Below are 13,886 nucleotides of genomic sequence, written 5' to 3'. Positions count from 1 at the left end.
ATTGTGGACTCATCCAGTTCATGCGCTTTTTTCGAATAAGTTGCATTTTACACATGAAAACGTATAATTTAGAGTAAGCATAAATAACCTGCAAAGGAGAGAAAGAATGGACGATCATAATCGAAACCAGCCATTGAAGCCGACAACTGAAAATATTGCCAAAGCGATCTATATTGTGAACCGCCATGCTAAAACAGCTCCGGACCCTAAGTTATTATATACGCTGAAAAAGCGTGCACTTCATAAACTGCTGACTGAGGGAAAGGCAAAAAAGGAAGGTCTCCACTTTTCCAATAATCCCAGAAACAGCAAACAGCAATCAGATGTACTTGTCTCTGCAGGAGAATATTATTTTCATATGCCTCCCACAAAAGAAGACTTCGAAAACCTCCCACATCTTGGTTCACTGAATCAAACGTACCGGAACCCAAAAATACATTTATCTTTAGCAAAAGCTAAAGCGCTGCTGCAGCAATATGTTGGCATAAGGGAATCGACGCCTGCTGGATCAGCTCCTAAAAAACCTTCTCCTACATACAAAAAACCTGTTTTTAAACGTTTGGGCGAAAGCTATTGACCGTTACTAAATAAGAGCATGATCCATTTTCGGATCATGCTCTTTGCTGTTATTCGTCATCTATCTATTCGCTGAAAAACTCCTCAACCAGGCGTTTGTATACGAAGAAAAAACTTGGAACTTCTTTAGATTCAAGGTTCTTAAAAAGATTTTCAGCAATTGAACGATGATACCATTCCTGTTTGTCTTTACCGCGGTTAAACATTCTCCAGATATCGTCTCCATGCTTTCTATGTTCCTTTAAAAGGCTTTCAAGGTTATCCAGTTTATCTGCAGCTAAAACCGCTTTTTCTTCAATACCGGCATGCAGGACTGTTTGTATGGTATGCTCTTTCCTTTCTTCCCATGTCAGTGATTTATCCTCGGTATTAAAAGCAACCAGAGAGGCAACATCCTCACCAAATAACTCATTTATTTGCTGGAGTGATGTTTCCGTATCCTCAACGGTATCGTGCAAGAATCCAGCTGCAACAACCTCTTCTCTGAAATCAGCTTTAAAGAGAATGAGCGCTGTGTTCTCCACGTGTGTGAAGTATGGGCCTCCATTAAGTCTCCGAACCTGCCCTTCATGAGCAGCTTCTGCAAATCGTTTTGCTCTATCTGTTAGATTCATTTTGATCACCTGCAATTTTTAAAGAATATATTGATCAATCATAGTAACCAGTTCAGCAATCTCAGGCTTGCTGACTTGTGCATCGGCTCCTACTTTTTGACCCTTATGTTTCAAATCGTTTGTGATTAAAGACGAAAAGATGATAACCGGCAGGACGGCAAGCTTATTATTTTCTTTTATTCGTTTCGTTAAATGATGGCCGTCCATTTGCGGCATTTCAATATCCGTAATCACAAGCTGAACTTCATCTTTCACTTCCCTGCCCTCTTCAGACAATGAATACAAATACTCATATGCATCTTTTCCATTTTCAAAAAACTCAAGATTTACAAAGCCTGCCTCTTGCAAGGTATCATGAAGAAGACCTCTCAGTAAAGGAGAATCCTCCGCGATCACAATTCTTTTTGCAGAACGTTCCCGTGGCCCCATTTTTTTCACTTGATCAATATGAATGCCTGATTCGGGGTTCAATTCCACCATCATTTTCTCAAAATCAGGCAGCAGAATCATTTCGCCCATCCATTTCACAACACCTGTTATTTGGCTTTCCAGCCCCTGATAAAGCCTGGATGGCTTTTCGATTAAGCTCCATGAAATCCGGTGAATTTGTGTCACACTGTGAACATGAAAGATGACTTTTTGCTGATTAAACTCGGTCACAATCAGCTTATCTGACTGCGGATTTTCACTTTGATCAAGCCCGAGCGCTTTTGCTGCATCGACGACTGGCAGAACTTCTCCCCTAAGCTCAGTGATCCCTTCCACATTTGGATGAGCATGGGGAACTTTTGTGATGCTTTGGAGCTGGATAATTTCTTTTACTTTTATCACATTAATGCCAAATTTCAGCCCCGCAACGGTAAATTCGACGATTTCAAGTTCATTTGTTCCGCTTTCTAATAAAATCTCGGTTTGCTGCATTGTATTCTTCCTCTCTCCGTAAAAAATAACCCATATAGGTTTATTATCGGACTGTCTTCTTTTTTATAAAGGAAACCAGACAAAAAGCTTGAGACGGGTCTCAAGCTTTTTGTTAGAGGGGGTGTTTGCATTGAGTAATACTGCAGAGTCAGCATCCCAGCGGATCCTTGCTGGGATATCCCATCTGCCATAAATATGACAAAGGCATTGATAATTTTTTGCTATCTATCTTCATGAGGGACAAATGAATGAACAATCAGCCCAATTAAAGCAAGGACCATTAGAGATCCGATGGCAATTCGGCTTGCGATATCGCCGTAATCTGCAAGCACTAGCGTAATTGTCCCATACAGGAGCGGTCCTGCAATAGATGACACTTTGCCGGAAAAAGCAAAAAGCCCAAAAAATTGACCCCTCTTCTCTTTTGGAGTCAATTCAACAATAAAAGTTCTGGATGTAACCCACATTGCACCAAGGGATACACCAAATAAACTTCCTGCAATCCAGAACATCAGCGGATTGACAGCAAATGCCGCGAAAGCAAGAGCAATCAGGAGTATAACTGCCACAAGCGTAATGCTTCTTTTCGTCCCGATTGACTTTGTAATATAACCAAAAACAAAAGAACCTGCGATGCTTGCAACTGTAGAGACGAGATAGAGAAGGATAAACTCGCCTGATGTAAAACCGACAATAGCTTTTGAATAAATGGCCATCATCGTTATAGCTGTAGCAATCGCATCGTTTAAAAAGAAGTAAGCAATCATGAACAAAAACGCCGCCCTATGTGTACGTATATCTTTAAATGTTTGATAAATTTCCTTATAGCCGCTTATGAAAGAAGACTTTTTCTGTTCCTGCAAAATCGGCTCTTCTTTTACAAAAAGAAATAATGGCAGTGAAAAAATAAGAAACATCAGCGCTGTCGGAATAAAAGCATGATGATAGCCAGAATCTCCAATAAAAGGATACACCGTTAGTCCAACCAGCGTCCCTATATATCCAACCGCAACCCCAAAACCTGAAATTAAAGGAATTTCTTTTAGTGTTCCAAGATCCGATATCATGGAATCGTAGAAAATCAAACTTGAATGGTAAAAAAATTTCGCAATGATAAACAGCAAAATAACAAACACTAATGCGAGGGGAAGTCCAAATATGGTCTGGGAAAAACGAGTCATAGCGAAGACTCCCATTAAAATGGTGCAGGCAACTGTTATAAGAGTAAATGGAAGAATATATCGTTTTTTTCTGCCCGACCTGTCAATCATCACGCCGAACAGCGGTGAAAAAAGAACAAGGAAAAAGCTTGCAGCAGCATTGGCATACGAGATAAATGTGCTTGCTATTTGATCCAGGCGTTCGTTTTCACCGATCACTTCCTGCAAATAAAAAGGAAAAAAGATGGTCGTAATGTTTGAAGAAAAAATGGTGTTGGCAAAATCATAAAGCGCCCATGACAGGATCGGAAGGGAAAAATAAAGATGCCATGCTCTCTGCTGTTTTTTTAACGCATCCGGCTGTTGATCTATTTGGGCCATACAAGTTCCCCCATACTTTTATTTAGTTTTATTCCCATATAAATTCTTTACCAGAACTGAAACTCCCTGCTTATTTACAAATATTTAACATCAGTGCAGGTTCAGGCTAAAAATAACAAATAAAGATAATGCACAAAGTCTCCCGGCTTGATATAATGCTATATGTGAATCGGCGTTTGCCGATTGTACGGGTTGGGTCGAGGGTTACTTTACAAGGAAGGTTTTAAAAATTGCATAAGTACTTTCAGCTTAAGCAACATGACACAACTGTCAAAAAAGAGCTGCTTGCAGGAATTGTTTCCTTCTTTACCATTGTGTACATTGTTGTCGTAAATGGAGCGATTCTCGCTGACGCCGGCATTCCGATTGAAGCAGGAATCATTGCAACCATCTTAACTTCATTTGCAGGATGCATTTTGATGGGCTTTATCGGCAATACTCCCATTATTCTTGTTCCGGGAATGGGTGTTAATGCATTATTTACGTACACAATCTGCGGATCGATGGGACTTTCATGGCAAGAAGGACTTGCAGTTGTCTTTGTATCCGGCATTTTTTTCGCCATCGTTGCGTTTACAAAGCTCTCAGGCATTATCAGCGCTTCTATTCCAAATTCGCTTAAAGAAGCCATTACTGTTGGAATCGGTATTTTCCTTACATTCATTGGTCTTCAAAAAGGCGGCATTGTAACAGGCAGCGACACGACATTTGTTAAATTGGGCGACTTTACAGATCCCCATGTGATTGTCACACTGATCACCCTGCTTATTACGATTACTTTGTTTGCGCGAAACATTCCAGGCAATTTCTTAATCAGCATTCTGCTTGGTACAGCCATAGCTGCTGGGTTCGGTTTGATTAACAGCACACAAGGTCCGGCATCTGCATTTTCAATGAGTTCTTATTTTGAAGTCTTCGGTGCGATGTCTTTTGAAAAAATAGCGGATCTCGCCTTTTGGACAGCGACTTTTTCACTGACGATGGTCATCGTTTTTGAAAATATCGGACTTGTTCACGGGCATGTTAACATGATAAACAGACCTGACAGATACAAAGGCTCGCTACGGGCAAATGCGATATCTGCCATTACAGCAGGGCTATTCGGCACAAGTCCCACTGTGAGCACAGTGGAAACAGCGGCTGGAATTTCAGCAGGCGGCAGAACAGGCTTAACAGCAATAACAACCGGTTTGCTGTTTTTGAGTTCATTGTTCTTTTTGCCTTATATCAAAATGATTCCAGACAGTGCCATTGCTCCTATTCTCATTTTAATCGGCGGATTGATGATTCAGAATATCCAAAACATCGATTTGAAAGATTTTACGGAAAGCTTTCCTGCATTCCTGATTATCGCGCTCATTCCACTCACGTACAGCATTGTTGATGGAATGGCTTTTGGATTTATTGCTTACCCGATTTTAAAACTGGTCATGAAGCGGACAAGAGAAGTAGCGCTGCCTTTATACGTCATTGCGTTATTATTTCTTGCAAATTTCATTACACATACAATATAGAAAAGCGGAGCCGACTGTTTAGACCCGACAGACAGATAAGAATCCGGCAGTGAAGGCGCTTTTTGCCTTTGCTGACGGATTTGTTCTGGCCGAGGGGCTAGGAGGCGGAGCTGGACAATAGAAATGCGGAATCGTCCGGTTAGCTCCGACAGACAGATAAGGATCCGACAGGAAAGGCGCTTTTTGCCTTTTCTGTCGGATCCGTTCTGGCCGAGGAGCTGGACGATGGAGCTGGATAATAGAAAAGCGGAATCGTCCGCTGAATACAAGAAAACCGCTCAGTTGCCTGAGCGGTTTTCTGCTTATTTTTTCATTTTTATCAAGATCAAAACCGCACTGAACAAAAAAATCGCACCGGCAGCCGCGAGTGCCTGGATCAGAAAATCTGTCATGCGATCCCGGTGCTTTCGTTTTTTTCCAGGAAGGCATCAATTTGAGCTTTATGATGGAGATCATGACCGATGAAATCCTCCATGTAGCTTGCAATCGTAAATGGATGATCTCCAATTTTAAAATGAAATTGATGTTCTTCCCCTTCAAATTTAAAAAAACCATCAATTGCTGCAGAGCGAACCTCCATAAATTCAGCAATAAGTTCATCCTTAGTTATCCCGCTTTTTGCATATTCCGCTGCCCTGTCATTCACACTCTGAAAATCAGGAAAAGGATCCAGTACGGCATTTTCCTTTAGCTTTCCAAGTCTCTGATTTAAAGTAAAACGGTCCCAGGCAATCAAATGAGAAACGATTTCTGCAGCAGACCATTTTCCTGCATGGATAGGCTGAAACCATTCTTCATTGCTCATTTGATTTAATGACAGGATCCAGGAATTAAAGCGGATATAATGATTTTTCATTTCTTCCATTGTTTTCATAGAAATCCCCCCTATTACTCACTTCTCCGCGAACGTACGTTTCTCCTTCCTTACTGAAACAAATGGAGGCTGATTGTCACAGTTGTTCCTTTGCCAATCTCGCTTTCATATTCAACTGTGCCCTTCATTTCACGTATAAGCCGGTTCGTAATCATGGAGCCAAGACCAGTACCCTTTGATTTTGTTGTATAAAACGGCAGGCCTAAATGCTGCAGCTCCTCTTCTGTCATGCCTTTTCCACCATCTTTAATAACAACGATCACAGTACCGTTCGCATAATTTGTTTTTTTAGTTATTTGAATATCACCGCCGTGTTCCATGGCTTCTATTCCATTTTTAATCACATTCATTAATGATTGCTTCAAAAGTGCAATATCGCCATATACCGAACTTTTTTCTTCGCTTTCATATGTTAAAGTCACATTTGAATAAGATCCCAGAGGTTTTAATAGCTCTATGATGTCTTCTAAAACTCCATCAATTTCTATTTTGGTCAATTCATGATGATGAGGCTTAGCAAGCTGTAAATAGTCTGTAATGATTTTATTCGTGCGGTCTAGTTCATCCAGAATTAAGGGAGAAAATTTCTTTAAATTTTCATCCTTTGTATCCTGCTGGATATATTGAATAAAACCTCTGACCGTTGTAATTGGATTCCTGATTTCATGAGCAATGGCAGCTGCCATCTGACCGATTGTCGTCAGTTTATCTACATAAACCATTTCATCAAATTGTTTATTGGTTTTAATCAAGCTCTCAATAATAAAAATCATCGACATGTAGGAAAGATAAAACGCTAAAAAGTAAACCAAGTAAAATTGAAATTCCAGAAAATTAATATACGTATAAATGATTGATATGTATACAAGAAAATAGGCGCCTACTACAGCCGTTCCGCTTATGTACTTCAGTTCTGACTGAATAAAATGCTTTCTGAACAAAAGCCCCGTTACATAAGAAGCCAGCGTGACCACAATGCCGATCAGGTAGAAGTCTCCCCCGATTAAATATCTTGCAAGACATGTTACAATAAGGACAATTCCACCTGAAATCCAGCCTGAATAAAGGGTGACAATCAGGACAAACACCATTCTTAAATCAAAGTAAGTTTCACCAAGCGTTTCAATAGGATAGGCCATACAAAGCAAGGCCCCAAATGCACTGATCAGACCGTAAATGACCCTTTGTTTTACAAAAGGCTTCTGCTTTGTATTAAAAGGGAAAAATAGATTGGCGTTAAAGGTCAGCGAAAATAAAATCGTAATGTTGACTAGTAAAGGTTTAATAATAGATAACACTTAGTTTCCCCCATAAAGGAAATAATTTTTTCAAACACTTTATTTTACCGGATACATTCAATAATTGAAAGATTTATAAAAAACATTCATAATCTTTTCATTCCCTGTCTTATAAAACATGAATCACGAAGTAAAATCATTGCTAAATGGTCAAACTAGACTATATAATTTAAGTAAGCTGAAAAGCGCTGCATCAGCTTCGGTAAAGCGAGGGTACACGATGTCCATGAAATTAGTTATTCTCGGTCTTTTAATGGAACGGGATGCCCATCCTTATGAAATGAAACAAACGATGGAGCAAAGACATATGGATCATTTTATGAAACTGCAAAAAGGATCACTCTATTACGCCGTAGAGCAGCTTCACAAAAAGGAGTATATAAAAGTAGTCGATGTGATCAAGGATACAAACAGACCGGATAAAACCATCTATCAAATAACCGACTCCGGGAAAAAGCTGTTTCACAAGCTGATTCTTGATGAATTGTCCACCGACTCCAATTTATATCATCCGCTGTTTACAGGCGTAGCGTTTGCCTTGCATGGAAATCAGCAGGAAATAGCAGACATCCTTGAAAAAAGAATGAAGTTGACCGAAAAGAGAGTTAGAGAGCTTTCTAGCATTTTAGACTTTTATAAACAATTGCCGCGGGCAGTGATCCATTTAATTAAAGGGTCCATTCTTCACGGAGAAGCTGAGCTTTCCTGGCTGAAGCATTTAATTGCAGATGCCCGTGCAGAAAAACTACAAACACTCGGTGGTGCTGATGAAAATTAGATTATTCGAACCAAAAGACTTGAACACCATTGTCAATCTTTATATAGGGACTGTACATGAAGTCAACCGCAAAGATTATTCCGATATGCATTTGAATGCGCTAGCTCCCAAAAACATGGATTATTACTCAAACTGGAGCGATTTGCTGACGGCGAATACAACTCTTGTAGCCACCAAAAACCAAAAAATTATTGGGTTTGGAACCCTGACACATGACGGAGAAATTCATTTTCTGTATTCTCATATGGATTATCAGGGAAAAGGAGCGGCATCCGCTCTGCTTCAGGAGCTCGAAGAAACAGCAAAAGAAGCAGATCACAAGTGCCTGTATGTCAGTACAGGGATTACCGCTAAGCCCTTTTTCATTAAAAAAGGATATACCCTTATAACAGAGCAATACGTTTCAATCGATCCGATGCTTTTTATCAACTATAAAATGAAAAAACAACTGTAAATTTCCTGTAAACGATTTCGTTTTGGCGATTTTATGACATCTTCTTATATTTGTTAGATCACGGCCGCAAACATGGTAAAATACAATCTGTGTTTTCAGCAGTTCTATCATTATAAAAGAAGGTGTTTTTTCGGTGGGAACCGTTTTATTGTTTCATCATAATCAAGAAATGACAATCTTAGAGGATGTAACAGAAGAAAAATATGAAGACCTAAAAAAGCAATCAGCATGCGGTACATGCAGCTATAAAATAAATGACCGTGAAATCAAGTTCTCAGAAATTCAATTTACCGTCTGGCAGGAACAGATGGATTGGGATTTTGGGTATTGACAGAAAAGCGGAACCGACTGGTTAGACCCGACAGACAGATAAGAATCCGGCAGTGAAGGCGCTTTTTGCCTTTACTGCCGGATTTGTTCTGGCCGAGGGGCTAGGAGGTGGAGCTGGACAATGTGTGAAGCTGAAATCCCTGTTAGCTCCGACAGACAGATAAGGCTCCGGCTGAAAAGGCGCTTTTTGCCTTTACAGACGGAGCCGTTCTGGCCGAGGAGTTGGGCGATGGAGCTGGACAATAGAAAAGCGGAACCGACTGGTCAGACTCGGGCAGACAGATAAGAATCCGGCAGTGAAGGCGCTTTTTGCCTTTGCTGACGGATTTGTTCTGACCGAGGAGTTGGACTATGAAGCTGAAGCGGAATCGACTGGCTAACACTGGCAGGCAGAAAAAGCGGAAAGATAAAAAACACATCAATATCCTTGAATTAGGATACACATTCGTTCGCATGATTCCCCATGTTGGCAGAACTCTGGATATGGGGAATCATTGCCTGCGTATGAGTATCCTTTTTTGATTAAGTCCTGGATTTGAGTGGTCATTGAGTTCGTTTGTTTCCCCTTTTTGACTCAATCATGAAATCCTGTCCTCATAGAGTGTGTTTGATTCCCTTTTTCTCACTCAATCATGAAATCCTGTCCTCATAGAGTGCGTTTGATTCCTCTTTTCTCCATCAATCCTGAAATTGTGTCCTCATAGAATGCGTTTGATTCCCCATTTCTGACTCAATCATGAAATCCTGTCCTCATAGAGTTTGTATGATTCCCTTTTTCTCACTCAATCATGAAATCTTGTACTCATAGAGAACGGTTGATTCCACTTGTCCGGCTCAATTCAGAAATTTTGTCTCATTGAGTCCGTTTGATAGTCCGTTTTATCCCATTTTCTGGATAATAATAGATCTTGGTGCTCAGTGTGTGCGTATATTTCCCCTTCAATGAAGTGTTTTTTATTTGGTTTCAATTTTAAGTTGTCTGCTGAATATTCCACTATCACTCCCTCTTCCATTCCTGCATATGGTGTATGTGTAGGCTAATGAGGAGAGGAATGTGAATATGTATTATCCATATGATCGTCAAATATTCATTGGAACGCCAGGCGGAGGATTTGGACCAGGCGGAGGTTTTGGACCAGGAGGTTTTGGTCCAGGAGGTTTTGGACCGGGAGGCGGAATGCCGCCAGGACCGCCGCCAGGATTTGGAGGAGGAGGACAGGGTCAGGCGCCAACAGGACCGCCGCCAAGTCAAATTCCCCAGCAGGGACCATCCCTTTTTGCGGTTGATCCAGGTGCAATCAGCGGCTGTTTGTTCAGGTATACGTACGTCTGGCTTAACAACGGCAGAAGCTTTTGGTTTTACCCAACCTTTGTCGGCAGAACATCTGTAGCAGGATACAGGTGGAGACCGCGCCAATTCAGATGGGATTATTTCGGCATCGATACACAAAGAATAGCTTCTTTTTCTTGCCGATAACACGAAATGCGGAACCGACTGTTCAGACCCGACAGACAGATAAGGATCCGCCAGAAAAGGCGCTTTTTGCCTTTACTGGCGGATCCTTTCTGGCCGAGGGGCTAGGAGGTGGAGCTGGACAATGCAGAAATGCGGAACCGACTCTGTTCAGACTAGGGCAGACAGATAAGGCTCCGGCTGAAAGGTGCTTTTTTGCCTTTACTGGCGGATCAATTCTGGCCGAGGAGTTGGGGGATGGAGCTGGACACACGAAAAGCGGAACCGACCGTAGACAGAAATAAGAATTCACTCCACGAAAAAAATCAGACCCCCACAAGGTCTGATTTTTTAATCTCCAATGATTCCGGTATTCTTTCCTTCATCGAGAGGATGTTCAATTCGCAGGAACGCTCTGTCTACTGCCATTTCTGCTGTGTTTGCATAATGAATTTCGACGGTCCTTCTCTCGTCAAGATAGGCACCTTCGAAAGCGACTTCTTTTACTTTGGTGGCCCATCCGCCTGATGTTTCGATGACGACAACGGGCTTTTTGTTCATATAGGCGGCTGACAGTTCTCCAAGCGTACCGTTTCCGCCCCGAATCATAATGATGGCGTCTGATGAATGAATTAAGATCAAGCTTCGGTAATCAAAAGACATTCCGGTGGTAATGGGTACATCCAGATAGTCATTCGCTACATGCGTTTCATCTCCTGCGAGAATGCCAATGACGAGTCCGCCGGCCTGTTTTGCCCCTTTTGATGCAGCTTCCATCACTCCGCTGCCGCCGCCAGTCAGCAGCACGGCATTTCTCTTCGCAATTTCTGCTCCAACCTCTTCACTAATTACTCTAATTTCTTCGGGAATTTCACCAGATTGGCCAATTACAGCAATTCTTTTCACGTCCATCCCGCCTTTGATTCTTTTCCTTTATTATACTATGTATGACCTGAATTTTTCTCAAAAAAAAAAACTGCCTTAGAGGCAGCTTGGTTCTTTTAAACTTTCCTTCGATTTCATAAGAAACGAATTTCTTCTTGAGGCTTGATTCATAATGGAATAAATCTCATTTTTATAAAAGGCAAGATGTTCATAGGATATGGCAAAGAACATCTCCTCCTTCAATTTTTTCACTATCTGAATTTCTTTTTCTGTGAGCAGGGTTTCATCGATTTGCATGGAATCACTCCGGTTGCTTTTCATTCTATAGGATAGAATTCGTATACGCAGTGAGAATTATGACTTCATTATTAAAGTTTTGTCCCTTTGTGATACCTGAACCATCCCATTCTTGCAAAAAAGTAGATCATTCCGGCTGCAATCAATACCATTAACCCAACGACAATAAAGTAATTATATTTTCCGGTCAGCTCCGGCATATATTGAAAATTCATGCCATAGAGCCCCGCAATAAATGTAAGCGGGAGAAAAATGGACGAAATGACAGTCAGTGTCATCATCACCCTGTTCATTCTGTCAGAGCTGATTGAAAGATAACTGTCGCGTATATCCGCACTAAGTTCGCGGTTCGCGTCGATCATTTCAACTAATTTCAGAAGATGGTCATAAATGTCCTGAAAGTAAATTTCATCTTTAATGTAAGCTTTTAATCCATTTGAGCTGATCATACGGTACAGTAAATCACGCATTGGAATGATTGTTCTTCTCAGCATATACAAATCCGTGCGGATATCAAAAACACCTTCCATCAGCTCGCTGATTGTTAAGTCTTTTGTGTTTTCTTCTATTTCGTTTAATTGATCCTCAAGCTGGTATACGGGCGGGAAGTATTCATCCACTAGCTGGTCCATCAGCTGGTGCATTAACAGCGAAGGACCGCCTTCCTGAAGAAGATTGTCTTTTTTTATTTTGAACCAAATATTATTCAAATCGCGAATTGATTTTTTATGAAAGGTTACTGCGTAATTTTTGGCTACAAACAGATCCAGTTCTTCAGCTTCCAGCGTTTTTTGATGAATGGAATGCATGACGACAAATAGGTATGTATCATATGTATCAATTTTTGGTCTTTGAACAAATTCGACACAGTCTTCAATGGCAAGCGGGTGAAATTTAAAAAATTTGCTTAACAGCTTAATCTCTTCTGCTGTTGGATCCTGAAAGTCCACCCAATACCATTTGATATCAGGATTTTTCAATTCTTTTAATGGCAGGTCATAAGTAACTGCTCCGGTTGATTGAACGGCAAGTGTACGTATCATTATGTCACATCTTTTCTGTTTGCTATGAATTTTATTCTTCTTCTATTCCCCCTATTCTATGTTCCTAAACAGAGAAAGAAAGGATGATATAGGCGAAAGAATTGTGTATGATGGAACAATAACTACATAAAAAGGATGAACAAGATGGAACATCTCATAAATAAAAATGTGAAAAATATTCAAATTTCGGGAATACGGCAGTTCTTCAATATGGTTTCGCAGTTTGAAGACACCATCTCGCTGACAATCGGACAGCCTGACTTTTTTACCCCTGCTCATGTAAAAGAAGCTGCCGTTGCAGCAATAAATGAAAATTTCACCACCTATACTCATAATGCAGGCTATATTGAACTCAGAAAAGCCGCTGCTGAATTCGTCAAAGTGAAATATGACTTAGTCTTTGACCCTGAAAATGAAATTATCGTCACAACAGGTGCCAGTCAGGCTATTGATATTTCTTTTAGAGCCATCCTTGAAGAAGGCAGTGAAGTCATCCTTCCGGGCCCCGTTTATCCAGGCTATGAACCCATCATCACCCTTTGCGGGGCGGTGCCTGTTCATATCGATACAGCAGAACATGATTTCCGGTTAACTGCTGAGCTGATCAAACAAAAAATAACGGAAAAAACCCGCTGCATTGTCCTTCCCTATCCTTCAAATCCGACGGGAGTGACGTTGCACGAGGATGAACTGAAGAAAATCGCCGATGTCATCAGGGGCAGAGATATCTTTGTTCTATCAGATGAAATCTACAGTGAGCTTGTGTTTAACGGAACACACACATCGATTGCCAAATACTTGCCGCAGCAGACCATCGTCATTAATGGATTATCCAAATCCCACAGCATGACAGGGTTTAGAATTGGTCTTTTATTTGCTCCTGCTGTAATTGCAAAGCATCTTTTAAAAGTACATCAGTACAACGTATCCTGTGCTTCGTCTATCTCTCAAAAAGCGGCATTACAAGCACTTACTGCTGGAATAAACGATGCTGTTCCGATGAATGAGGAGTATGAAAAACGGATGAATTATGTGTATGAAAGATTAGTAAGCATGGGTCTTCAAACCGTTAAACCAGATGGTTCCTTTTATATTTTTCCAAGCATCAGTCAATTTAACGTATCTTCGTTTGATTTCGCTTATTCTTTGGCAAAAGATGGAGGCGTTGCGGTCGTTCCCGGTTCCGCATTTTCAGAGTTTGGGGAAGGATTTATCAGGATTTCCTACGCTTGCAGCTATGAACAGCTTGAGCAGGCTCTAAATCGAATGGAAAAGTATTTGATATCGTTGAAATAGATGCCAGTCCCA

At 40.9% G+C, this 13,886-nt stretch carries 15 protein-coding genes; 7 read left to right on the top strand and 8 right to left on the bottom strand.

Annotated elements, in window-relative coordinates; all coding sequences use genetic code 11:
• Positions 1 to 106: 106 nt before the first annotated feature.
• The gene (locus tag AC3ISE_RS08215; protein ID WP_489223822.1) at positions 107 to 577 is read left to right on the top strand and encodes a YkyB family protein; all 471 of its coding nucleotides are present in this window, start codon (positions 107 to 109) and stop codon (positions 575 to 577) included.
• Between the two features lie 64 nt (positions 578 to 641).
• Here AC3ISE_RS08215 and AC3ISE_RS08210 read toward each other — a convergent pair whose 3' ends face one another.
• From AC3ISE_RS08210 to AC3ISE_RS08200, 3 genes are all read right to left on the bottom strand, one after another.
• Positions 642 to 1,190, bottom strand: coding sequence for an HD domain-containing protein (locus tag AC3ISE_RS08210; RefSeq protein WP_489223821.1), 549 nt, complete (start codon positions 1,188 to 1,190; stop codon positions 642 to 644).
• Between the two features lie 18 nt (positions 1,191 to 1,208).
• Positions 1,209 to 2,111: a chemotaxis protein gene (locus AC3ISE_RS08205; RefSeq protein WP_489223820.1), complete on the bottom strand. Its 903-nt coding sequence runs from the start codon at positions 2,109 to 2,111 to the stop codon at positions 1,209 to 1,211.
• A gap of 221 nt (positions 2,112 to 2,332) precedes the next feature.
• Positions 2,333 to 3,652, bottom strand: coding sequence for an MFS transporter (locus AC3ISE_RS08200; protein WP_489223819.1), 1,320 nt, complete (start codon positions 3,650 to 3,652; stop codon positions 2,333 to 2,335).
• Positions 3,653 to 3,882: 230 nt separating this feature from the next.
• On the opposite strand from AC3ISE_RS08200, the gene AC3ISE_RS08195 reads away from it, so the two are divergent.
• Positions 3,883 to 5,166: an NCS2 family permease gene (locus tag AC3ISE_RS08195; protein ID WP_489223818.1), complete on the top strand. Its 1,284-nt coding sequence runs from the start codon at positions 3,883 to 3,885 to the stop codon at positions 5,164 to 5,166.
• Between the two features lie 388 nt (positions 5,167 to 5,554).
• Here the strand turns inward: AC3ISE_RS08195 and AC3ISE_RS08190 are convergent, their stop codons facing one another.
• Together AC3ISE_RS08190 and AC3ISE_RS08185 are read right to left on the bottom strand one after the other, a co-directional pair.
• Complete coding sequence (locus AC3ISE_RS08190; protein ID WP_489223817.1) at positions 5,555 to 6,040, bottom strand: DinB family protein; 486 nt, start codon at positions 6,038 to 6,040, stop codon at positions 5,555 to 5,557.
• A gap of 50 nt (positions 6,041 to 6,090) precedes the next feature.
• Complete coding sequence (locus tag AC3ISE_RS08185; protein WP_489223816.1) at positions 6,091 to 7,338, bottom strand: ATP-binding protein; 1,248 nt, start codon at positions 7,336 to 7,338, stop codon at positions 6,091 to 6,093.
• Positions 7,339 to 7,558: 220 nt separating this feature from the next.
• Between AC3ISE_RS08185 and AC3ISE_RS08180 the strand changes: the two genes are divergently transcribed.
• The 4 genes from AC3ISE_RS08180 to AC3ISE_RS08165 all read left to right on the top strand — a co-directional run bounded on the left by AC3ISE_RS08180 (position 7,559) and on the right by AC3ISE_RS08165 (position 10,377).
• Positions 7,559 to 8,116, top strand: a complete 558-nt coding sequence (locus AC3ISE_RS08180) for a PadR family transcriptional regulator (protein WP_489223815.1) — start codon at positions 7,559 to 7,561, stop codon at positions 8,114 to 8,116.
• Positions 8,106 to 8,570 (top strand): GNAT family N-acetyltransferase, encoded by a 465-nt coding sequence (locus AC3ISE_RS08175; protein WP_489223814.1) that lies wholly within the window; start codon positions 8,106 to 8,108, stop codon positions 8,568 to 8,570. The genes AC3ISE_RS08180 and AC3ISE_RS08175 overlap by 11 nt, the downstream gene beginning before the upstream one ends.
• A 133-nt stretch (positions 8,571 to 8,703) precedes the next feature.
• Positions 8,704 to 8,901 carry a hypothetical protein gene (locus tag AC3ISE_RS08170; protein WP_489223813.1) on the top strand — a complete coding sequence of 66 codons (198 nt, stop codon included), beginning with the start codon at positions 8,704 to 8,706 and terminating at the stop codon, positions 8,899 to 8,901.
• A 1,059-nt stretch (positions 8,902 to 9,960) separates the two neighbouring features.
• Positions 9,961 to 10,377, top strand: coding sequence for a transporter (locus tag AC3ISE_RS08165; RefSeq protein WP_070877111.1), 417 nt, complete (start codon positions 9,961 to 9,963; stop codon positions 10,375 to 10,377).
• Between the two features lie 327 nt (positions 10,378 to 10,704).
• On the opposite strand, the gene AC3ISE_RS08160 is transcribed toward AC3ISE_RS08165, so the two are convergent.
• From AC3ISE_RS08160 to corA, 3 genes are all read right to left on the bottom strand, one after another.
• Entirely contained in the window at positions 10,705 to 11,265 is a 561-nt protein-coding gene (locus tag AC3ISE_RS08160) for a TIGR00725 family protein (protein WP_489223812.1), read from the bottom strand.
• A 69-nt stretch (positions 11,266 to 11,334) separates the two neighbouring features.
• Positions 11,335 to 11,535, bottom strand: a complete 201-nt coding sequence (locus AC3ISE_RS08155) for a hypothetical protein (protein WP_489223811.1) — start codon at positions 11,533 to 11,535, stop codon at positions 11,335 to 11,337.
• Positions 11,536 to 11,606: 71 nt separating this feature from the next.
• Positions 11,607 to 12,578 (bottom strand): magnesium/cobalt transporter CorA, encoded by a 972-nt coding sequence (corA, locus tag AC3ISE_RS08150; protein WP_489223810.1) that lies wholly within the window; start codon positions 12,576 to 12,578, stop codon positions 11,607 to 11,609.
• Between the two features lie 144 nt (positions 12,579 to 12,722).
• On the opposite strand from corA, the gene AC3ISE_RS08145 reads away from it, so the two are divergent.
• Positions 12,723 to 13,874, top strand: coding sequence for an aminotransferase A (locus tag AC3ISE_RS08145; protein ID WP_489223809.1), 1,152 nt, complete (start codon positions 12,723 to 12,725; stop codon positions 13,872 to 13,874).
• Positions 13,875 to 13,886: the final 12 nt, after the last annotated feature.

Source organism: Metabacillus sp. KH_069 (genome assembly GCF_057838075.1).
This window is presented reverse-complemented; position numbering and strand designations above follow the sequence as displayed.

Bases quoted from the DNA above. Each gene is read 5' to 3' on its own strand.
- corA (WP_489223810.1), bottom strand. From the start codon at position 12,578: ATGATACGTACACTTGCCGTTCAATCAACCGGAGCAGTTACTTATGAC.
- AC3ISE_RS08160 (WP_489223812.1), bottom strand. From the start codon at position 11,265: ATGGACGTGAAAAGAATTGCTGTAATTGGCCAATCTGGTGAAATTCCC.
- AC3ISE_RS08145 (WP_489223809.1), top strand. From the start codon at position 12,723: ATGGAACATCTCATAAATAAAAATGTGAAAAATATTCAAATTTCGGGA.
- AC3ISE_RS08175 (WP_489223814.1), top strand. From the start codon at position 8,106: ATGAAAATTAGATTATTCGAACCAAAAGACTTGAACACCATTGTCAAT.
- AC3ISE_RS08215 (WP_489223822.1), top strand. From the start codon at position 107: ATGGACGATCATAATCGAAACCAGCCATTGAAGCCGACAACTGAAAAT.
- AC3ISE_RS08180 (WP_489223815.1), top strand. From the start codon at position 7,559: ATGTCCATGAAATTAGTTATTCTCGGTCTTTTAATGGAACGGGATGCC.
- AC3ISE_RS08200 (WP_489223819.1), bottom strand. From the start codon at position 3,652: ATGGCCCAAATAGATCAACAGCCGGATGCGTTAAAAAAACAGCAGAGA.
- AC3ISE_RS08190 (WP_489223817.1), bottom strand. From the start codon at position 6,040: ATGAAAACAATGGAAGAAATGAAAAATCATTATATCCGCTTTAATTCC.
- AC3ISE_RS08165 (WP_070877111.1), top strand. From the start codon at position 9,961: ATGTATTATCCATATGATCGTCAAATATTCATTGGAACGCCAGGCGGA.
- AC3ISE_RS08205 (WP_489223820.1), bottom strand. From the start codon at position 2,111: ATGCAGCAAACCGAGATTTTATTAGAAAGCGGAACAAATGAACTTGAA.
- AC3ISE_RS08210 (WP_489223821.1), bottom strand. From the start codon at position 1,190: ATGAATCTAACAGATAGAGCAAAACGATTTGCAGAAGCTGCTCATGAA.
- AC3ISE_RS08155 (WP_489223811.1), bottom strand. From the start codon at position 11,535: ATGCAAATCGATGAAACCCTGCTCACAGAAAAAGAAATTCAGATAGTG.